The following is a 20501-nucleotide window of genomic DNA, read 5'->3' on the forward strand; positions in this document are numbered from 1 at the left end:
ACGCAGCGTCGGCGGTTGCGATCGAGTCGCGGACCGGGCGCGGTCGATGTCGATCAGGGCAGACTCGAAGACGCAGTGCGATTTTCGCCACGTATTTGCTCGGGTGAACGGTTCGTTCGGCGATGCCGAGCGTTCAGGGGGTTGCGATGGCTGGGGACAACGGGTCGATGCGCGCGTCGGACGGCGACCGGGAGGTCGTGGCGCAGCGGCTGCGAGCGGCGCTGGACGAAGGGCGGCTCACCGTCGCCGAGTACGACGAGCGCTTGCAGCTGGCGTTCTCCGCGACCACTTACGGCGAGCTCGTGCCGATCACTGCCGACCTGCCCGAACCGACCCCGCCGAAGAAGTCGGGGAATCTGGCCAAGCGCGAGAAGCAGAAGCGCAAGCAGATCAAGGAGTGGCGGGAGTGGGGCGGCGTCGCCGTCATCCTGTGCGGGATCTGGGCGGTCACGTCGATCGCAGCCGGTGGGCCCTACTTCTTCTGGCCGATGATCCCGCTGGGCATCTGGGCCGCGGTGATCGTCAGCGGGATGGTCTCCGGCGGCGGCGGGAAGTCGGAGCGCTCCGAGGACTGAGCCGAAGTGTCCTGATGTGGGGGAACCGGTCTGCCCTTAAAGTGGGGCGATCGTACGATTTTCTTGGGAGATGGGTGTGGCGTACCTGGTCCTGGCGGTGGCGATCCTGAGCGAAGTGCTCGCCACGGTCTCGTTGAAGCTCTCCGAGGGGTTCAGCAAGCCGATCCCCTCGGTCCTGGTCGTGATCGGGTACCTGATCGCCTTCTCCGCGCTGAGCTCGGTGCTCAAGCTCGGACTGCCGGTCGGCGTCGCCTACGCGATCTGGGCGGGGGCCGGGGTCGCGCTGGTGGCGATCATCGGGGTGGTGTTCCTCGGCGAGTCGATCACCGCCGTGCAGATCGCCGGTCTCGCACTGATCATCGGCGGTGTCGTCGCGCTGGAACTGGGAGGTGCGCATTGACCCAGGTACGTCGCAACCCGGACGACGAGACCGACGGCCGCCGGGCCAAGGGCGAGCGCCGCCGTCGCGCGATCATCGACGCCGCGCTGCGGGTGGTCGCCCGCGACGGGGTCGGTGCCGTCAGCCACCGCAACATCGCGCGCGAAGCAGGCGTTCCGCCGGCGTCCATCGCCTACTACTTCGACGGCATCGATGACCTGCTGGTGGCCGCGCTGATGTCGGGCTGCGAGGGGCTCCTCGAACAGATGGGCCAGCTGCCGGACCAGGTCCGCGAGCGCACCGCCTGGCCCCGGGCCATCGCGGAGAACCTGGCGGGGCTGGTGCGCGAACACCGCGAGCGCACCCTCGGCGAGTACGAGCTGTACCTGCTGGCGGCCCGCCGCCCGGCGCTGCGCCCGGCCGCTCGCAGGTGGATCGAGGTCGCCTCCGGTTACGTCAACGGTGGCCGAGGCGGCGACGAGCCGGTGGGCCGGGCCCTGTTCGCCGCCATCGACGGGCTGCTCATGCAGGCGCTCATCGCCGACGAGCCGCCCACCGCCGACGACCTCGAACCGACGCTGCGCTTCCTCATGCAACCGGTGGACTACCTGGAAAAACGCCGCTGAACGCCACTCCGGAATAGCGGAGGCATTTCGGGATGCGCGGGCGGCCCAAGGTACTCGCAGATCCGGGAGGAACCGGTCAGCCGATGACGGTGTTGTTCGGCCCGGCTGCGTTTGCGGGGCGGAGGGAGACCTTCACGTTCTCGCGGGTTCACCTGTCAGTTGCGCTCTGTACGCTCGCGGCCGTGGATGACGAGGGTATAAGCAGCGAGGACTTCGAGGACCCAGAGGAGTGGGACGACTCAGATCAGGAGCCCGAAGGTCTGAACGCCTTGTTCAAGCTGGCACCGCTGATTCCCGGGCACATGCTGGTGCCGGTGGTGGAAAGGCTGGGGCTGTCAGTGGTGGAGGCGCTGCATCAGCCCTGGCTGGAGGTGCGGTCCGACAGGTGTGCGTATGACGCTTTCGCTGACGCCGTGTCGTGCGACGCCCTCGTCGACGCCGTCGTGGAGGGTCGTAACCCTGACCTGATCCGGGAGGTTCTGGGGGCGAGACCACTTGCTGGCGAATGGACGCTGCGACGGGTGGCCGCCGGGTTGAACGACATCGGTGACCCGCAACTGGCCGAGATCGCTGCCGAGGTGTACGCGCATTCCGACGCCACCTCCGCCATCCGGCACAGCCTCGCGCGCGGGCCGCTCGGTCCTGCGATGGCCGAATGTCTCCTCGCGGACAACACTCCTTCGCCCCTGCACCTGCGCCCGCTGCTTGCAACGGGCGACCCGGAGGTGGCGCGGCGGTTGCTGCGGCTGCCTGCCGCCTCGGTGACCAGAGGGGAGCAGGCTCAGGCGGCGATGTTGCTGCTGGAGCGAGGGCTCGGGGGCGAGCTGGAGGAGTTGCTGCGTCCTGTTCCGGGGCATGGCAAGCCTGGGGTGCACATCGTGGCAGAACTGGACGCAGCGTTCGCCGAGGGTGTCCCGGCAGGGTCCGAGGCCCCCCGGGTGGCGGCGCTGCGCCGCGTCGCCGAGGAGGCACAGACGCCTCGCCAGCTCGGCCGGCTTCTTGCCGAGCATCTCACCGGGGAAAGACAGCCGCTGTACTTCGTGCTGCACAGCCCGCACCTACACGACCTGAACGCATTGGTCGGCGCCGCATTGCCCCGCAAGACACGGCAGCTCTTGGTCTCCGGGATCCGGGAGGAGTGCCCATCTGAGATCGGCCGGTCCCTGCTGGATCATCGGGACGTGGCTGACGACCCTGACGCTGCGTTGGTGACGCCACGTCAGGTGCTGCAGACTGCTCCCGCCGAGGACGTCGTGGGGTTTACCGCGCCGGTAGGCCACCTGGCCGAGTTGCTGGATCCCACCCGCGACCAGAGCTTGGGCTGGCCCATAGACCTCGTGTATCGCGCTCAACTGAACGTCGCCCTCAACGAACTACTGAAGGACGTCTCGCCGGAGGCATTGCTCGGCGCCGCTCGGATGGGTCCGGGCTTCGACGGCACGCTGCCGGAGTTGCTGGCCACCGGTGCAGCGCAACCGGACACCGCAGATCTCACTCCAGAAGGCGCCGAATTGCTGCACCTGCTGCTGCATTTCGCCCCAGCCGAGACCGTGCGCGAAGTGCTGTCCCGGGTCTCAGGCCAGGACGCGCTTGGACTTGCCCGGCACGCCGCCGTATGGCTCACCGGCGTACCGGTCGACGACAAAGACAAGGACGCAGACCTGAGGCCGTACCGTTCGGTGCTCTGCGCAATTGCCAGGGCCCGCTCAGACTTGGCCGTCCGCGACATGCTGGCCGACACGGCCGTGCAGGCGGCAGGCGACACCGGGATGACGGACGCAGCCGAATTCCTGCTGGTCGCGCTGGACGCGGGTGACGTGCCCGGCGTGCGGGAGTTGGCCGGACATCACCTCCCAGATGCGGAGGCATGGCTGGCGCAGTCGGAGAGACGCCGGAGGATCGCACGGGAGGAGATGGAGTCGCCCGAGGTCGGTCTGGCTGAACTACTGGCCATGGAGCCAGCCGTCCGACGGGTCCATCGGCCTCGGACTCCAGTCGCCTGGGAGGAGGTCATCAGCTTCTACCGCAGCGGCGACAAGCTCACCGACGAGGCCCTCGTAAAGTTGGTCCATCGTCCAGACTTCCCGCATGAGCTGCAACCACTTTTTCTCCAAGCACACCCGGAGCTGTGCGCCCGGCCTCCCCTCTCGGGCAATCATCACCATGAGTTGGCTCCACCACGATGGCTGCTGCGAGAAGTGCTGCCTCACTGGGATCGCATCGCGCCGGATGTCCGGTCGTCCAGCCTGATCAACGTCGTTCAGCGACGGTTGGTGGACGCCGAGGATCTACTCGGCCAACTGGCGCCCGCTTGGTACGCGGCGGACGTGCTGGAAACGGTGCAGGACACCGTCGTCGAGCTGGTGCCTCGTTGCCGTGAGCTGATTGCCGCCCGCATTCCCCGTGCCGACGTAGAAACCTGGGCCCTCGCCGTCAAGATGCTGACAGGGGGTTACTCCGGCACCGTCATGGACCTGCTCGCCGCGGCTGCCGCGACCGGAACGCCGGTCGACGGTGAAAAGGAACCAACCACGTAGCAGCTTCAGCTTGGGTTTTAACCTTTTCGCCGGGGTTTGGTGCCTTTCTTATGGTGGGCTTGGGTTCTAGCGGTGGTTGCAACGCCTGACTCGTTCAGGGGTTGCAACCATTCTGCGTGGCGGTGCAAGTAGCGGAACCTCAGACGTCGTATGCAACCGGTGGACTACCTGCGGAATTCGACAGGCTGATCAGTTGAGGTTCGTGTTGTCCGGCCCGGCCGGGCCACGCCCACCGGGTCGTAGTCCGCGAGCCGCGGGTTCGAGCCGAACGTTGCGATTCACGTCGTAACGAGCGGGGTTGGGTGTGCTGGCGCACACTCCCCGCATGCGGGTCACGCTGGTCCAGGGCGACATCACCGAGCAGGAGGTCGACGCCGTCGTGAACGCGGCGAACTCCTCGCTGCTGGGCGGTGGTGGCGTGGACGGCGCGATCCACCGGAGCGGCGGGCCGGCGATCCTCCAGGAATGCCGGCTGATCCGGTCCTGCGAGCTCCCGGAGGGGCTGCCGACCGGGCAGGCGGTGGCGACCACCGCCGGCGAGCTCCCGGCGCGCTGGGTGATCCACACCGTCGGACCCACCTACGCCGCCTCCCAGGACCGGTCCGGGCTGCTGGCCTCCTGCTTCCGGGAGTCCCTGCGGGTCGCCGACGAACTCGGCGCGAAAGTGGTCGCCTTCCCCGCGATCTCCACCGGTGTCTACCGGTATCCGCTCGACGAGGCGGCGCGGATTGCGATGCGCGCGGTGCGCGAAGTTCCGACCGATGTCGACGAGGTGCGCTTCGTGCTCTTCGACGCGAAGTCCCTGGCCGCATTCGAAGCCGCCTACGACGAGGTCTTCGGAGCGTGAAACTCCCGACCGCGACCAGGAAACCCGGATGGTCCAAAGTGGACGAATGTTCGCGCAGGTGAGTGCTCACGAGTACTTCGAGCTGCTATAGAGGCTGTTTTGGAAGTGATCGTCCGGGGTGCGGTAGGGCGGGCTTGTGTCTTTGAAGCGGCGTAGCCGCTCAGCCCACCTAAGCAACCTGCACCGCCGCGGGTTCTCAGGCTGTGCCCACCCCGTCAGGGCTCTTGGCGAGGCCAGTCCCCGACGTGGCGTATTGGTACATGAGTCGGGGATCCCGGAGTCCAAGCGGCGGCCGTAACTCCCGCAGGGGGCCGCTACCCGCACCGTCACGCAGGACGAGCCTGGAAACAGCCAGCTACAGCGACCCAAAGCACTGGCCAGGCCGATCAGCGGTCGGGTGCGCCGGGCCACAAGCGGCGGTTTTCCCCGGGGCGTGGCGGAAATGCCGCCAGATGGCCGAAGGCGAAGGTTGCGGTGGGCTGCGCCGAAGGTCGGTTTCGGGGGAACTTCCGGGGTGTCCCTGAGGTGCGGGCCGGACGTGATGCGTAACTTCAACCGCGCGGCAGTCGGAAAGCTTGGGGGGACGACGATGGCTCGGGTTGGGCTCGTGGTGGGCGGGGCGGCGCTGGTGCTGATCGGGGGAGCAGCGCTGTTCGGGTGGCCCTCGTCATCCGTGCGGGAGCGCGCCACCGGACTGGGCGGGATCGACCGCGTAGAACTCGTCGGCGGCACCGGCGACGTCGAGGTGCGGCACGCGCCGGGCGCCCGCGCCGAGATCGTGCAGCGGGTCCACCGCTGGGAAAGCACCTTCTTGGGCGGAGGCGGGGACGACGCCACCGAGATCAAGCACCGCGTCGAGGGTGGCGCGCTGGTGCTGCCCACCGACTGCGGCTGGAACTGCTCCGTCGACTACCAGGTCACGCCGCCGACCTCGGTGCCCGTTCACGGCAACCTCGACTCCGGCGACCTGAACGTGGTGGGCATGCAGTCGGTGCATGCCAAGACGGGTTCCGGCGAGGTGCTGCTGAGCGAGATCGGTGGCCCGGTCGACGTCCGCACGGGCTCCGGCGGCGTGTCGGTGACCCAGGTCCGCGGTCCGGTCGACGCGGAAACCGGCTCCGGGGAGATCACGCTGGCCGAGATCGCCGGCGAAGTCAGGGCGCACGCCGGCTCTGGTGGCGTGTCGGTGAGCGAGGTCGACGGTCCGGTCGATGCGGACACTGGGTCCGGGGAAATCACGCTGAGCGAGATCGGCGGCCAGATCGGGGTCGAGACCGGCAGCGGCGGGATCAGCGGGCGCGGCCTGCGCGGCCCGGGCGTCGTCGCGAAGGCCGAATCCGGCGACGTCGAGCTGGAACTGGTCAGGCCGCAGACCGTCGAGGTGTTCACCGGGAGCGGCGGCATCGAGCTGAACGTGCCCGGCGACCGCTACCGCGTCGACACGGACAGCGGCTCCGGCGGCGTCGACGTGGACGTGGACGTGGCGCAGGATCCGGCCGCCGCGAAGCGGCTGACGCTGTCCAGCGGCAGCGGCGAGATCCGCGTCAAGCAGGCCTGACCCCCGGCATCAGCGTCGACATGTCGACAAGCCGACGTGTCGGCTCCCGGCCATGCCGGTTCGCCGCGTTCCAGAAGGCGAATGACGTCGAAAACTCCGACGGCGGCCGGGCGGCATTGGTGCTGATCGGGGGTGCTGGCATCCGCGTCCAGTGGTCCTGGCCGCGACCGGCCGCCTGTCGGCCACGTCACGTCCGTGCTGCCGCCGGAACTCCCGCGCCTGGTCAGCCGTTGTTCTGGCAGAAAGCTTGAGTGGCCCGCGCTCAATCCGGATTGACGGTGATGATGAGCAGTGGGTAAAACTTGAGTGAGCAAGGCTCAAGGGCCCGGGGTGGCGCTTGGGTGGACAGACACAGTCGGGAGGAAAGCAGCATGGCGCGAGCGGTCGGCATCGACCTGGGAACGACCAACTCCGTCGTTTCCGTCCTGGAGGGCGGCGAAGCGACGGTGATCGCCAACTCCGAGGGCTCGCGGACCACGCCGTCCGTGGTGGCCTTCGCGAAGAACGGGGAGATCCTCACGGGTCAGCCCGCGAAGAACCAGGCGGTCACCAACGTGGACCGCACCATCCGGTCGGTCAAGCGCCACATGGGCACCGACTGGAACGTCCAGATCGATGACAAGGCCTACACCTCGCAGGAGATCAGCGCCCGCGTGCTGATGAAGCTCAAGCGGGACGCCGAGGCGTACCTGGGCGAGGACGTCTCCGACGCGGTGATCACCGTTCCGGCGTACTTCGAGGACGCCCAGCGGCAGGCCACGAAGGAAGCCGGCCAGATCGCCGGTCTGAACGTGCTGCGCATCGTCAACGAGCCGACCGCGGCCGCGCTGGCCTACGGCCTGGAGAAGGGCGAGAACGAGCAGACCATCCTGGTCTTCGACCTCGGTGGCGGCACCTTCGACGTCTCGCTGCTGGAGATCGGCGAGGGCGTCGTCGAGGTGCGGGCGACTTCCGGTGACAACCACCTCGGTGGTGACGACTGGGACGAGCGCATCGTCGAGTGGCTGGTCGAGAAGTTCAAGACCTCGTCGGGCATCGACCTGACCAAGGACCGCATGGCCATGCAGCGGATCAAGGAAGCCGCGGAGAAGGCCAAGATCGAGCTGTCCAGCTCCTCCAGCGCGAACATCAACCTGCCGTACATCACGGTGGACGCGGACAAGAACCCGATGTTCCTGGACGAGACGCTGTCCCGCGCCGAGTTCCAGCGGATCACCTCCGACCTGCTCGATCGCTGCCGCAAGCCGTTCGAGGCGGTCATCCGCGACGCGGGCGTCAAGCTCGACGACATCGACCACGTGGTGCTGGTCGGCGGTTCCACCCGCATGCCGGCGGTCTCCGAGCTGGTCAAGGACCTGACCGGTGGCCGTGAGCCGAACAAGGGCGTGAACCCGGACGAGGTCGTCGCGGTCGGCGCCAGCCTGCAGGCCGGTGTCCTGCGCGGTGAGGTCAAGGACGTCCTGCTGCTCGACGTCACTCCGCTGTCCCTGGGCATCGAGACCAAGGGCGGCATCATGACCAAGCTGATCGAGCGCAACACCACGATCCCGACCAAGCGCTCGGAGACCTTCACCACCGCGGACGACAACCAGCCGTCGGTGCAGATCCAGGTCTTCCAGGGCGAGCGCGAGATCGCCGCGCACAACAAGAAGCTCGGCATGTTCGAGCTGACCGGTCTCCCGCCGGCGCCGCGCGGCATGCCGCAGATCGAGGTCACCTTCGACATCGACGCCAACGGCATCGTGCACGTCTCCGCCAAGGACCTGGGCACCGGCAAGGAGCAGTCGATGACGATCACCGGCGGCTCTGCGCTGCCGAAGGACGACATCGACCGCATGGTCAAGGACGCCGAGGCGCACGCCGACGAGGACAAGAAGCGTCGCGAGGAGGCCGAGGCCCGCAACCAGGCCGAGACCCTCGTCTACCAGACCGAGAAGGTCCTCAAGGAGAACGACGAGAAGCTGCCGTCGGAGGTCAAGGACAAGGTCAAGTCCGCGATCGACGAGGTCAACGAGACGCTCAAGGGCGAGGACGTCGCCGCCATCTCCGCCGCGGTGGAGAAGCTGGCCACCGAGTCCCAGGCCCTCGGCCAGGCGCTGTACGCCGACGCCGGTGCCAACGCGGCGGCGGGTGCCGGTGCGGGCGCTGCGGACGACGCCGCGGACGCCAAGGCCTCCGGTGCCGACGACGTGGTGGATGCCGAGATCGTCGACGACGAGGACGAGAAGAAGAAGAAGTGACGGCGGACCGGTCCGAGATGTCGCACAACGAAGAGCAGGAACCGGTGGTGGTCCGGGACCGGCGTCGCATCGACCCGGTCACCGGCCAGCGCCGGGAGCCCGCTCCGAACGGAGAAGAGGCGCAGGTGTCCGAAAGCATCTCCGGCACCCTCGACGAGGAGATCTCCAAGGACGTCCCGGCGGAGGAGTCCGCTCCCGCCGCCGAAGCCCCCCAGGGCGAGTCCGCCGGTCTGCAGCAGCAGGTCGACGAGCTCACCGCTGACCTCAAGCGGGTCACCGCGGAGTACGCGAACTACCGCAAGCGGGTGGAACGCGACCGCGAGTCGGTGATCGCCGGGGCCAAGGCCTCGGTGGCCGGCGACCTGCTGACGGTGCTGGACGACCTGGAGCGCGCCGAGGCGCACGGGGACCTCAACGGTGCCTTCAAGGCCGTGGCCGACAAGCTGGTCGCGACCTTGAACTCGGCCGGTCTGGAAGCGTTCGGCGCGGAGGGCGACGAGTTCGACCCGTCCGTGCACGAGGCGGTGCAGCACAGCACCTCCCCGGACGTGAGCGGTCCGACCGTGACCACCGTGCTGCGTCGCGGCTACCGGTTCTCCGACCGGGTGCTGCGGCCGGCCATGGTCGCGGTGACCGACCACGAGCCGACGTCGGCGGAACCTGCTGCCGCTGACGAGAACACCGAGCAGGGTTGATCGAGAGTGAGAACCTGTCGGCGAATGCCGTCCGCGCTTGTGGAAGCGGCGTCAGCCGCTTGGACCACCTATGCAGGGTGGCCACCGGCGGGTTCTGAGAGGTTTCCTAGCGAGGACGGCCCCTCCGCCGTGTATTGGACATACATCAGGAGGGGCACCCGCAGTCCAGGGAATCTTCCAGGTTCCGCTCAGCGACCACGTGAGCAAGGCAACCGCCAACAGGTTTTCGGGAGGAGGGGCGTCCAGTGAGTGCCAGGGAATGGCTTGAGAAGGATTTCTACGCCGAGCTGGGCGTCTCCTCCGGCGCTTCGGCGGACGAGATCAAGAAGTCGTACCGGAAGCTGGCGCGGGAGAACCATCCCGACGCCAACCCCGGAAACGCCCAGGCGGAGACCAAGTTCAAGGCCGTCTCCGAGGCGTACGGGGTGCTGTCCGATCCGGACAAGCGCAAGCAGTACGACGAGGCCCGCAGGCTGTTCGGCTCCGGTGGTTTCAGCGGAGGCGGTGGCCAGGGCGGGTTCGGCGGCTTCGGCGGACCGGGCGGCGGCTTCGACATCGGTGACCTCTTCGGCAGTGGCGCCAGCGCTGGTCAGGGCTCGGGAGGTCTCGGCGACCTCTTCGGCGGCCTGTTCGGCAACCGCCGCCCCGGCGGCGGCGCGTCCACGGCCAACCGGCCCAAGCGCGGCGCCGACGTGGAAACCGAAGTCCGCATCGACTTCACCGAGGCGGTGCGCGGCGCGACCGTGCCGCTGCGGCTCTCCAGCCCGGCGACCTGCCAGACCTGCCGCGGTTCCGGCGCCAAGCCGGGCACCCGGCCGCGTGCCTGCAGCACCTGCTCCGGTTCGGGGCTGGTCACCCGCAACCAGGGCGCGTTCGCGTTCAGCGAGCCGTGCCCGGACTGCCGCGGTCGCGGACAGCTGATCGACGACCCGTGCCCGGACTGCGCCGGTGAGGGGGTCAGCACCCGCAGCCGCACGCTGACGGTGCGGATCCCGGCTGGCGTCAACGACGGGCAGCGGATCCGGTTAGCGGGTCAGGGCGAGCCGGGCCGGAAGGGCGCTGCCTCCGGTGACCTCTACGTCGTGGTGCACGTCAACGCGCACCGGGTGTTCGGACGTTCCGGTGATGATCTGACGATCACGGTGCCGACGACCTTCCCGGAGCTGGCGCTGGGCACTACGTTGACCGTGCCGACCCTGGGCGGGAAGGTCTCGCTGAAGGTCCCTGCCGGGACCGCCAGCGGCCGCACCTTCCGGGTGCGCGGCAAGGGCGTGGGCAAGAAGGACGGCAGCAGCGGGGATCTGCTGATCACGCTGCAGGTCACGGTTCCGTCCAAGTTGGACGGCAAGGCAGCCGAGGCGCTGGCGGACTACGCGGAGGCCACCGCCGACCACGATCCGCGCCAGGACCTGAACGAGTTTCTCGGGAGGTAGTCATGGCCGGTCGCCGCACAACCGATCCGGGCTTCGGGTTCCCGCCGGGGGCCAACGAGGACACGCCGATGTTCGTGATCTCGGTGGCCGCCCAGCTCTCCGGTCTGCACGCGCAAACCCTGCGCAGCTACGACCGGTTGGGCTTGGTCTCGCCCGGGCGAACGCCGGCAGGTGGCCGTCGCTACTCCCTCCGGGACATCGCGCTGCTGCGCGAGGTCCAGCGCTTGTCGCAGGAAGAGGGCGTCAACCTCGCGGGCATCAAGCGGATCATCGACCTGGAGAACGAGGTCGACGTGCTGCGCTCGCAGGTTCAGGAACTGGCCGAAGAAGTCGCGGCGGCTCACGCGGCGGCCGAGCAGGCGGCGGCGCAGATCCACGCCTCCTACCGTCGAGATCTGGTGCCGGTGCGCCAGGAAACCGCGCTGGTCGTCTGGAAACCAGACCGCAAGCGCCGTTGATTCGGATCAAAAACAGGCACTCAGACACAAGCGAAGGGGCCTTCGACCAGTTCGGTCGAAGGCCCCTTCGGCTTTTACGTCTCAGTCCAAGGCGAACGGGTCGTAGTGGATCCGGTCGAGGGGCGTGCCCGCGACCAGCATCCGGGAGACCGTCGCTCGGATCATCGCCGGTGAACCGCTGACCAGAACGTCCCAGCCCTGCCAAGCGCCGAAGCGGGTCACGACCTCGGGCAGGGTGCCGTGCTCGACGCCGGAGACGTACGGGTCGTCCTCCAGCACCGGGGTGATCGTCAGCCACGGGTTGTGCATCGCGATCCGCTGGAGGTTCTCCAGGTCGTAGAGGTCCTCGCGGGTGCGGCCGCCGTAGAACAGCTGGACGCGGGGGTTCTCGCCGTACTGGGCGAGCTCGTCGATGATCGCGTGCATCGGGGCCACCCCGGTGCCGCCGGCGATCATCAGCACGTCCGGGGATTCCTCCCGGTCCACCGACATCCGGCCCATCGGCGAACCGATCCGCCACTGGTCGCCGATGCGGGCGTGCCCGACGAGCGCGCGGCTCACCCAGCCGCCGTCGACCGAGCGGACGTGGAACTCCATGATCCCGTCCTCGGTCGGCGCGTTGGCCGGGCTCAGGTACCGCCACAGCCGCGGCCGCTGTGGCACCTCGACGCTCACGTACTGGCCGGGCGCGTAGGGCATCGGGTGGTCGGTCTGGACGCGGATCACCGCGACGTCCCAGCTCAACCGCTCGTGGTGGATGATCTCGCCGGTGTACCAGGCGGGGCCGTCGTCGGCGGCGGCCGCTTCGGTCATGGCCGAGGCCATCACCGTGTAGGCCTCGGCCCAGGCGCGCTCCACGGTGTCGTTCCAGGCGTCACCGGCGTGCTTCTTGATCGAGGCCAGCAGGGCGGTGCCCACCGCCTCGTAGTGGTCGGAGACCACACCGAACTTGCGGTGGTCGCGGCCGAGCTGGTGCAGGAACGGCAGCAGCTCATCGGGCTTGTCGACCATTTGGATCACGTGCACGAGCGCCCGAAGCAGGCGGCTGCGCTGCACTTCCATGTTCACCGCGAACAGTTCGCGGGTGGCCGGGGAAAGACTGAAGAGCATCCCGTAGAAGAACTTGGCGACCTCGTCGATCCGCGGTTCGACGACCTCGAAGCTCTCGCGGATCAGTCGAACCATCTTGCTCACACCGGAGGACGGCTCGTTCGGGGGTGGTCCGGGGCTCAGTACGGCGTTCGCTGTCATGGTTCGGGCGCAGTCTTCTCCACGTTGGCGGCGGCACCCTTTGGGTACACCGCTCCTTGCATGCGTCCCCCGACACTGGGCTGACCCTAACTGGTGCGCCGGGACACGTCTGCCTTGATGCCACTTTTGAGTGGTTGTTAACTACTGCTGGTTGATGGTGCACGAACCTGTCGGGGGAACCTAGTATCCACGTCTGTGAGTGGAGAGGAAGGCGTGACACGGTGAGCCGCGTGAGCCCCGACCACCTGCCCCCGACCGGCACCGCTGATGACGCGTTGCTGGACCTCGAACTGTCCGAGCCGTCGCCCCCGACCGACGCTTGGCAGGCCACCACCCCGCTGCAGAACCACGCGCTGGACGCCGTCCCCCGCGATCCGTTCGTCGACGAAGACCGGCTGGCGCAGTTGCCCGGGTCGTCGGGCGAGCACCTGCTGCAGCGGGCCTACGGCACCGAGAAGCGCGCCCACAAGTTCTACGACGACCAGGTGCTCGACCACCTGAACTCGCAGATGAAGGAGTTCATCGGGCGGATGGACATGGCCTTCGTGGCCACCTCCGACGCCGGCGGCGAGTGCGACTCGAGTCTGCGCGTCGGCCCGCCCGGCTTCATCGAAGTGCTCGACGACTGGCACGTCTGCTACCCCGAGTACCGCGGCAACGGCGTGATGGCCAGCCTCGGCAACATCAGCGAGAACCCGCACATCGGGATCCTGCTGGTGGACTTCGTGACCGACCTGATCGGCCTGCACCTCAACGGCAAGGCCCGCATCGTCGAGGACTCCGACCTGCGCGCGATCCACCCAGCGCTGCCCACCGAGTTCGACCGCGGCCGCACCCCCGAGCGTTGGGTGGTGGTGCAGGTCGAGGAGGCCTACATCCACTGCCGCAAGCACATCCCGCGGATGGTCCCGGTGCTGCGCCAGCGCTCCTGGGGCACCGACGACGTCAAGCGCAAGGGCGGCGACTACTTCGAGGCCAAGGGCACCCCGCGACCCTGGCACGGCTCGGAGCCGATCTCCGCGAAGTGACGCGGGGTTCCGCCACCTGCGGCGTCACCCACAATTGGTTCGGATACCGGTTCCTTGGAGTGGGGTGAAACGGACTAACGTGGTGCTCGGGCCCTGTGATCGGGCCGCGGGTGCGTCTTCGAGCGGCGGAGGCGCGGGTGGGAGAGCTGTGATCGAGCAGGACGAGGCGCGGGCGACCGAGGGTGTGCGCGAGGAAGGCGTGGACCGGCGCACCGCAGCGGAGAACGTCGAGCGCGAGCTGGTGATGATGTTCCGCCGCGCCCGGAACCTGTCGACCACGGTCGCGGCGCACGTCCACCCGGACCTCGACCCGGCGTCCTACAGCCTGCTGCTGATGATCGACGACGCGGGACCGCTGCGCGGCATGGACGTGGCCGGCCGCACCGGCCTGGACAAGTCGACGGTGAGCCGTCAGATCGCGACTCTGGTGGAGCTGAACCTCCTGGAGCGCGTCCCGGACCCGGACGACGGCCGAGCCCGCCGCATACAGCTCTCCGACCTCGGCCGCGAACGCCTCGCCCAGGTCCGCGCGGAGCGTCGCAAGCACCTCCACGGCCAGTTCGCCAGCTGGACCACCGATGATCTGAAGGATTTGGCCAGGCTCCTGGCCAAGCTCAACGACATGATGTGAGCCCCGCGAGGGTGCTCAGTCTTCTCGCCCCACCGCTCGTGCTTCAGCGGTGGGGCTCTTTTTATTGAACAGCCCGAACCGCACCTCGCCCGGAGCAGGCTGAACGATCGTGGTGCCTGGGGTCACAGGGAGACAAGTTGTGTGCTACAACCAATTGAGGTTATGGTTGCGTGCAGCAACTAAAGGATTGGGTTCGCATGGGACCGAAGCTCGAGACCTGCGGTGAACTGCTCCGCCCGCTCCGGGCGTTGATGGGGTTCAAACAGGTCGCACTACAACGAGGACACTTCGCTGATCAGGTGCCCTACGCCGCGGCCGGGTTGCTCACCGAGCTCGTATTCCGCGGCGAATGCCGGGCCTCCGACCTCGCCCACCACCGCGTCGTCGACGCCTCCGTGGTGAGTCGGCAGGTGGGCCAGCTCGAACAGGCAGGGCTGATCAGCCGACGACCCGACCCCGCCGACCGGCGGGTGTCGCTGCTGCGCGCCACCCCGGAGGGCGAGCACGCAGTGGCCAAACTCGAACGCAAGAAGACGGAGTGGATCGCCGGCGCACTGGAGGGCTGGGAGGACGCGGAAGTCCGCGAACTCACCCGGCTGCTGGGGGAAGCCATGGACGACATCCGCCGCTACACGATCGACGAGGGGATCTGCCACGCGGGCCCCGAGACCAGGGAAGGAACTCGATGACCAGCTCGACGGAGGAGGTGCAAGACGCACCGGCCCGGCGGGATGCGCACGGGTCCGCCGATGAATCGCCGATGACCCACCGGCAGATCCTGCGGGCGATGTACGGGCTGATGTTGGCGCTGCTGGTCGCCATTCTCAGCTCGACGATCGTGTCCAACGCGCTGCCGCGCATCATCGCCGACCTCAACGGCACCCAGGGGCAGTACACGTGGGTGGTCACGGCGATGCTGCTGACCTCCACCGCGTCCACCCCGATCTGGGGCAAGCTCTCCGACCTGTTCAACAAGAAGCTGCTCTACCAGCTGGCCATCGTGATCTTCACGGTCGGTTCGGTGGCCGGCGGTTTCGCGCAGTCGATGGAGACCCTGATCGGTTTCCGCGCCCTGCAGGGCATCGGCATGGGCGGTCTGCAGGCGCTGATCCAGGTCGTGATCGCGGCCATGGTCTCCCCCCGCGACCGCGGCCGCTACAGCGGTTACATCGGCGCCACCTTCGCAGTGGCCACGGTCAGCGGCCCGCTGGTCGGCGGCCTCATCGTGGACACGTCCTGGCTGGGCTGGCGCTGGTGCTTCTGGGTCACCGTGCCGATCGCGGTGATCGCGTTCATCGTGCTGGGCCGCACGCTGAAGCTGCCGGTCATCAAGCGGCCGGTGAAGATCGACTGGTTCGGCGCGCTGTTCCTGGTCGGCGGCGTGAGCTTGCTGCTGGTGTGGGTTTCGCTGGCGGGCAAGTCGTTCGACTGGTGGTCACCCGAGACCGCGGCCTACGTCGGCGGCGGTGTGCTGGCGCTGATCATCGCGGTGATCATCGAGACGAAGGTCAGCGAGCCGATCGTGCCGCTGCGGATGTTCCGCAACCCAACCGTCACGCTGGCCACCATCGGCACCGTCGCGGTAGGCACCGCGATGTTCGGCGGCTCGGTGTTCCTCGGCCAGTACTTCCAGATCTCGCGCAGCATGACGCCGACCCACGCGGGTCTGATGACGCTGCCGATGGTCGGCGGGATGTTCCTGTCCTCGACGATCTCCGGTCAGGTGATCTCGCGGGTCACCGGCAAGATCAAGCCGTTCCTGGTGTCCGGGTCGATCGTGATGGTCGCGGCCATGTGGTTGCTGAGCACGATGGACCACCAGACCGAGCTGTGGCTGATCGGCATCTACCTGTTCCTGATGGGCACCGGCGTCGGCATGCTGATGCAGAACCTGGTGCTGGCGGTGCAGAACTCGACCAGCGCTCGGGACATGGGTTCGGTGACCTCGATGGTCACCTTCTTCCGGACCCTCGGTGGTTCGGCCGGTGTCTCGGTGCTCGGCGCGGTGCTGGCCACCCAGGTGTCGGACTACATCGTGCAGGGCCTGGCCAAGATCCCCGGCGCCGCGCAGGCGGCCGGTGGCCAGAGCGGCGGTTCGCTGGACATCAACCACCTGCCGGCGCCGATCCAGGTCGTCGTCCGCGCCGCTTACGGCGATGCGATCGGGGACATCTTCTTCATCTCCGCCTGCATCGCGGTGGTGACCTTCCTGGCGGTGCTGTTCGTGCGGGAGACCCCGCTGCGGACCACGGTCGACAGTCACGCGGAAAAGGAGGCGGTTGCGGTGGCCGCGCACGAGGACGCTGTGGACAACCCCACTCGTCCTGTGGACAACTCGTTGGTGACCGGCGCCCTGGCCAACGGTTCTTCGCAGGTTGGAGGCGTTAGCCCGGACACCGTGCGACTGGCCGCCGAGCCTGTGGACAACTCTGTGGACAGGCGCTCGCAGGCCTGGTCAGAGCCGGTGTCGCCGCAGCGGAACGGCAAGCACCTGGCGGGCGATCTCGGCGGCGATGGGCTGTACGTGCACGGCACCGCGCAGGACTCCGTCGGCAGTCCGGTGGCCGGTGTCGTGCTCACCCTCACCGACGCCAACGGGCGGCAGGTCGAGCGGGCCCGCACCGACCAGGACGGCCAGTTCCGGCTGGCGGTCACCCACGGCGGTACCTACGTGCTGATCGCCTCCGGCGGCAGCTACCAGCCCACCGCGTCGATGGTGGCGGTCGGCGAGCACCCGGTGCGCCACGACGTGCAGCTGCTCGGCGCCGGTCAGCTGGCCGGTCTCGTGCACGTCGGCGGTGTCGGCGTCGGCGGGGCGATGGTCGTGCTCACCGACGTGCGCGGCGAGGTCGTGGCCACCACGGCGACCACCGCGGACGGGCGCTACGCGTTCGCCGACCTGGTCGGCGGCTCGTACGCGCTGACCGTCACCGCGCCGAAGTACCGGCCGGTGGCCAACTCGGTGACCGTGGCCGACGGCGAGCAGACCACGGCGGACGTCGTGCTGCAGAACGGCGCGCAGCTCACCGGCGTGGTCCGGTCGGCCAACCTCGGTGTCGCGGTGCCGGACGCGCGGGTGACGTTGCTCAACTCCGGCGGCGCGGTCGTCGGCGCGGCGACCACCGACGTCGACGGCAACTACACGTTCACCGACCTGCCCGACGGCGAGTACACGGTGATCGCCACCGGTTACCCGCCGGTCGCCACGTCGCTGCAGCTGTCCGGCGAGACGAGCACGCACGATGTCGAGCTCGGCTACCCGGAAGCCGACTGAGCAGCGGTGGAGCGAACGGGCCGCCCTGGTCCGTTCGCTCCACCCCGCCCACGATCTTCACGCTCTGATCGTGTGTGTTGATCCTGGTTCTTTGTCTTGAAGCGGCGTAGCCGCTTAGCCCGCTTACGGCGCTGGCACTGCCGCGGCTGAGGTTCCGCTACCTGCACCGCTGCGCAAAATGAGTTCGAAAACAGGCTCTGAGGAGATGTTCTAGATGGACCTCGGCCAACAGCAGGTCGAAACGACCGGCGTCGGTGCTGGCGCGGGTGCGGTCACCGCGACCGTGCGCGGCGGCGACGGCTGGCCGGTCCCGGAGGCGGTGCTGACCGTCATCGACGGCACCGGCACCCAGGTCGCCCGCGTGCAGGGCGACGCGCAGGGTTCGGTGGTCGCCACCGGGCTGAAGGCCGGTGCTTACACCGCGATCGTCACGGCGATGGGCCACGAACCGGTAGCGCGCACCACGCTGGTGCACGACGGAACCGCGGCCACGCTCGGCGAGGTCGAGCTGCGCCGTGCGGGTGGTGCCGATCTGCCTGCGCCGGGCTTGTGGCGGATCGACCCGGTGCACTCGTCGATCCAGATCACCGCGCGGCACCTGGGGATCAGCAGCATTCGCGGTCGGTTCAACGAGTTCTCCGGTGAGATCCGCATCGGCAACCCGATCGAATCGTCCACAGTGGAGGCTTCGATCGTCGCGTCCAGCATCGACACCGCGAACGGGATGCGCGACGACCACCTGCGCAACGCGGACTTCCTGGACGTCGAGCGCCACCCCGAGATCACCTTCCGCTCCACGGCGCTGCGCCCGCGCGGCGGCGACCGCTGGGACCTGGAGGGCGAGCTGACGCTGTGCGGGGTGACCCGTCCGGTGCGCCTGGACACCCGCTTCGCCGGTGTCGGCCCGGACCCGTGGGGCGGCACCCGCGCCTCGGCGGCTGCGACGACTCAGCTCCGCCGCGAGGACTTCGCGATGAACTTCAACCAGGCCCTGCAGACGGGAATCGCGGCGATCGGCACGACCCTCAAGGTCGAGATCGACATCCAAGCCGTCCACGAGGCCTGACCCCGCGCAGGATCACAGTTTCAATTGAAACTGTGATCCGTCGTGGGTGGGATTTACAGTTTCAATTGAAACTGTGGTCTCCCTGGGGCTGGGCGGGACGAGGACAGGGCGGGTTGAAACGACGAACTCCGGTGTGTCGGGTGTCTGACACACCGGAGTTCGTGGGGAAGTCCGGGACTTCGGGGGAATCGCGTTCCCCGGGCGTCAGACTTTCTCGGTCTTGCGGACTTCGCCGGTGCGGAGCTTGGCCTTGTAGGACGACAGCTCCTTCTTCACCACCGGGATCAGGAGGTACAGACCCGTGATGTTGAACAGCGCCAGCGCGAACAGGACCGCGTCGGCGAAGTCGAGCACGCTGCCCAGGGTCAGCACCGAGCCGACCACGGTGAACGCGCAGAAGACCACGTTGTAGACGCGTTCCTGGGTCTTGCTCTTGCCGAACAGGTACAGCCACGCCCGCTGGCCGTAGTAGCCCCAGGTGATGATCGTGGAGATCGCGAACAGGGCGACCGCGACGGTCAGCACGTACGGGAACCACGGCAGCACGGTGGCGAAGGACTCCGAGGTGACCGTGACGCCGTCCGGGGTGTCCCCGCCGTTGAGCACGGTCTGCTGCGCGTCGGTCCAGAACTGGGTCTTGGCGATGACGATGGTCAGCGCCGTCATGGTGCAGACGATGACCGTGTCGATGAACGGCTCCAGCAGCGCGACGATGCCCTCGGTGGCCGGGTCCCTGGTCTTGACCGCCGAGTGCGCGATCGGGGCCGAGCCGAGGCCCGCCTCGTTGGAGAACGCGGCGCGCTGGAAACCGATGATCAGCACGCCGATCAGCCCGCCGAACCCGGCCTCCGGGGTGAACGCGCCGGAGATGATATCGCCGATGGCGCTGGGCACCGAGTCGTAGTTGACGCCGATGACGATGAGGCAGGCGACCACGTAGATCACGCCCATGGTCGGCACCAGGCGGCTGGTGACCGCGCCGATGGACTTGATGCCGCCGATGATCACCGCGCCGATCAGCACCGCCAGCAGGATGCCGAAGATCAGCGCCGCGCCGTCGGAGCCGAGCAGGCCGGTGTCGCCGCCGGTGACGTTGCGCAGCTGGGCGAAGGTCTGGTTGGCCTGGAACATGTTCCCGCCGGCGATGGCGAAGAACAGGATCATGACCGCGGCGAGCACGGCCAGCACCTTGCCCAGGGTCACGCCGAACGCGTTCGGGAACCGTTCGGCGATGCCCTTGCGCAGGTAGTGCATCGGACCGCCGGAGACGGTGCCGTCCGCCGCGATCTCGCGGTATCGCACGCCCAGGGTGCACTCGACGAACTTGGTGGCCATGCCGAGCAGGCCGCAGACGACCATCCAGAAGGTCGCGCCGGCTCCACCGACCGTCACCGCCACGCCGACACCGGCGATGTTGCCGAGCCCGACGGTGCCGGAAACGGCCGAGGCGAGTGCCTGGAAGTGGGTGATCTCGCCGGGCGCATCCTTCTCGCTGTACTTGCCGCGCACCAGGTCGATGGCCAGCTTGAAGGAGCGGATCTGCACGAACCCGAAGACGAGGGTGAACACCACGGCGGCGATCACCAGCCAGGCCACGATCCACGGGAAGGTCACGCCGAAGACGGTGACCTCGCCGAAGACGATGTTGGAGAAGCCCTCGGAGATCGGGTTGAAAACGGTGTTGATCGCGTTCTCTATGCCAGAGAGCGCGCCGCCCTCTTCGGCAGCCAGGACGAGTTGCCCGTCCGGCGCTGTCGTATTGGTCATGGCGATTTAGCTAAAACGGGTGAAATGTTTCGGGCAAGGCTTCTTCGTGACATTCGTCGAAAATGAGATCGGTTCGTGTTGTGTGCATCACGTTCCAGGATTGAGCGGAACCAGCTCAACTTTTCTACCGTTATCT

At 68.1% G+C, this 20501-nt stretch carries 17 protein-coding genes; 15 read left to right on the plus strand and 2 right to left on the minus strand.

Going from position 1 to position 20501, the window contains the following annotated elements:
- Positions 1-146: 146 nt before the first annotated feature.
- The 10 genes from ACWCO2_RS15575 (at position 147) to ACWCO2_RS15620 (ending at position 11348) form a co-directional block, all read left to right on the plus strand.
- The gene (locus ACWCO2_RS15575) at positions 147-575 is read left to right on the plus strand and encodes a DUF1707 SHOCT-like domain-containing protein (protein ID WP_450128405.1); all 429 of its coding nucleotides are present in this window, start codon (positions 147-149) and stop codon (positions 573-575) included.
- Positions 576-651: 76 nt separating this feature from the next.
- Positions 652-975, plus strand: a complete 324-nt coding sequence (locus tag ACWCO2_RS15580) for a DMT family transporter (RefSeq protein WP_450128406.1) — start codon at positions 652-654, stop codon at positions 973-975.
- The gene (locus ACWCO2_RS15585) at positions 972-1580 is read left to right on the plus strand and encodes a TetR/AcrR family transcriptional regulator (RefSeq protein WP_450128407.1); all 609 of its coding nucleotides are present in this window, start codon (positions 972-974) and stop codon (positions 1578-1580) included. Before ACWCO2_RS15580 ends, ACWCO2_RS15585 begins: the two co-directional genes overlap by 4 nt.
- 83 nt (positions 1581-1663) lie before the next feature.
- On the plus strand, positions 1664-4117 hold the full coding sequence (locus ACWCO2_RS15590; protein WP_450128408.1) for a hypothetical protein: 2454 nt from the start codon (positions 1664-1666) through the stop codon (positions 4115-4117).
- A 325-nt stretch (positions 4118-4442) separates the two neighbouring features.
- Positions 4443-4964 carry an O-acetyl-ADP-ribose deacetylase gene (locus ACWCO2_RS15595; RefSeq protein ID WP_450128409.1) on the plus strand — a complete coding sequence of 174 codons (522 nt, stop codon included), beginning with the start codon at positions 4443-4445 and terminating at the stop codon, positions 4962-4964.
- Positions 4965-5553: 589 nt separating this feature from the next.
- On the plus strand, positions 5554-6522 hold the full coding sequence (locus ACWCO2_RS15600; protein WP_450128410.1) for a DUF4097 family beta strand repeat-containing protein: 969 nt from the start codon (positions 5554-5556) through the stop codon (positions 6520-6522).
- Between the two features lie 371 nt (positions 6523-6893).
- Positions 6894-8762 (plus strand): molecular chaperone DnaK, encoded by a 1869-nt coding sequence (dnaK, locus tag ACWCO2_RS15605; protein WP_450128411.1) that lies wholly within the window; start codon positions 6894-6896, stop codon positions 8760-8762.
- On the plus strand, positions 8759-9457 hold the full coding sequence (gene grpE / locus ACWCO2_RS15610) for a nucleotide exchange factor GrpE (RefSeq protein WP_450128412.1): 699 nt from the start codon (positions 8759-8761) through the stop codon (positions 9455-9457). The genes dnaK and grpE overlap by 4 nt, the downstream gene beginning before the upstream one ends.
- Before the next feature lie 245 nt (positions 9458-9702).
- Positions 9703-10890, plus strand: a complete 1188-nt coding sequence (gene dnaJ / locus ACWCO2_RS15615) for a molecular chaperone DnaJ (protein ID WP_450128413.1) — start codon at positions 9703-9705, stop codon at positions 10888-10890.
- Positions 10891-10892: 2 nt separating this feature from the next.
- Complete coding sequence (locus ACWCO2_RS15620; protein ID WP_450128414.1) at positions 10893-11348, plus strand: heat shock protein transcriptional repressor HspR; 456 nt, start codon at positions 10893-10895, stop codon at positions 11346-11348.
- Between the two features lie 81 nt (positions 11349-11429).
- On the opposite strand, the gene ACWCO2_RS15625 is transcribed toward ACWCO2_RS15620, so the two are convergent.
- Positions 11430-12533 (minus strand): FAD-binding oxidoreductase, encoded by a 1104-nt coding sequence (locus tag ACWCO2_RS15625; protein WP_450128429.1) that lies wholly within the window; start codon positions 12531-12533, stop codon positions 11430-11432.
- Between the two features lie 296 nt (positions 12534-12829).
- Between ACWCO2_RS15625 and ACWCO2_RS15630 the strand changes: the two genes are divergently transcribed.
- The 5 genes from ACWCO2_RS15630 (at position 12830) to ACWCO2_RS15650 (ending at position 18598) form a co-directional block, all read left to right on the plus strand.
- Positions 12830-13627, plus strand: coding sequence for a pyridoxamine 5'-phosphate oxidase family protein (locus ACWCO2_RS15630; protein WP_450128415.1), 798 nt, complete (start codon positions 12830-12832; stop codon positions 13625-13627).
- 148 nt (positions 13628-13775) lie between these two features.
- The gene (locus tag ACWCO2_RS15635; RefSeq protein ID WP_270954183.1) at positions 13776-14258 is read left to right on the plus strand and encodes a MarR family winged helix-turn-helix transcriptional regulator; all 483 of its coding nucleotides are present in this window, start codon (positions 13776-13778) and stop codon (positions 14256-14258) included.
- 197 nt (positions 14259-14455) lie between these two features.
- Positions 14456-14947, plus strand: coding sequence for a MarR family winged helix-turn-helix transcriptional regulator (locus ACWCO2_RS15640; RefSeq protein WP_450128416.1), 492 nt, complete (start codon positions 14456-14458; stop codon positions 14945-14947).
- A complete protein-coding gene (locus ACWCO2_RS15645) occupies positions 14944-17532 on the plus strand; it encodes an MFS transporter (RefSeq protein ID WP_450128417.1) in 2589 nt (862 codons plus the stop codon). The genes ACWCO2_RS15640 and ACWCO2_RS15645 overlap by 4 nt, the downstream gene beginning before the upstream one ends.
- A 214-nt stretch (positions 17533-17746) precedes the next feature.
- Positions 17747-18598, plus strand: coding sequence for a YceI family protein (locus tag ACWCO2_RS15650; protein ID WP_450128418.1), 852 nt, complete (start codon positions 17747-17749; stop codon positions 18596-18598).
- 204 nt (positions 18599-18802) lie between these two features.
- Here ACWCO2_RS15650 and ACWCO2_RS15655 read toward each other — a convergent pair whose 3' ends face one another.
- Positions 18803-20365, minus strand: a complete 1563-nt coding sequence (locus tag ACWCO2_RS15655; RefSeq protein WP_450128419.1) for an alanine/glycine:cation symporter family protein — start codon at positions 20363-20365, stop codon at positions 18803-18805.
- Between the last annotated feature and the right edge of the window lie 136 nt (positions 20366-20501).

Source organism: Saccharopolyspora sp. NPDC002376 (assembly GCF_053593195.1).

Coding starts and splice junctions, on each gene's coding strand:
- ACWCO2_RS15650 (WP_450128418.1), top strand. CDS start 17,747: ATGGACCTCGGCCAACAGCAGGTCGAAACGACCGGCGTCGGTGCTGGC.
- ACWCO2_RS15590 (WP_450128408.1), top strand. CDS start 1,664: ATGACGGTGTTGTTCGGCCCGGCTGCGTTTGCGGGGCGGAGGGAGACC.
- ACWCO2_RS15600 (WP_450128410.1), top strand. CDS start 5,554: ATGGCTCGGGTTGGGCTCGTGGTGGGCGGGGCGGCGCTGGTGCTGATC.
- ACWCO2_RS15620 (WP_450128414.1), top strand. CDS start 10,893: ATGGCCGGTCGCCGCACAACCGATCCGGGCTTCGGGTTCCCGCCGGGG.
- ACWCO2_RS15640 (WP_450128416.1), top strand. CDS start 14,456: ATGGGACCGAAGCTCGAGACCTGCGGTGAACTGCTCCGCCCGCTCCGG.
- ACWCO2_RS15655 (WP_450128419.1), bottom strand. CDS start 20,365: ATGACCAATACGACAGCGCCGGACGGGCAACTCGTCCTGGCTGCCGAA.
- ACWCO2_RS15645 (WP_450128417.1), top strand. CDS start 14,944: ATGACCAGCTCGACGGAGGAGGTGCAAGACGCACCGGCCCGGCGGGAT.
- ACWCO2_RS15625 (WP_450128429.1), bottom strand. CDS start 12,533: ATGGTTCGACTGATCCGCGAGAGCTTCGAGGTCGTCGAACCGCGGATC.
- dnaK (WP_450128411.1), top strand. CDS start 6,894: ATGGCGCGAGCGGTCGGCATCGACCTGGGAACGACCAACTCCGTCGTT.
- ACWCO2_RS15595 (WP_450128409.1), top strand. CDS start 4,443: ATGCGGGTCACGCTGGTCCAGGGCGACATCACCGAGCAGGAGGTCGAC.
- ACWCO2_RS15575 (WP_450128405.1), top strand. CDS start 147: ATGGCTGGGGACAACGGGTCGATGCGCGCGTCGGACGGCGACCGGGAG.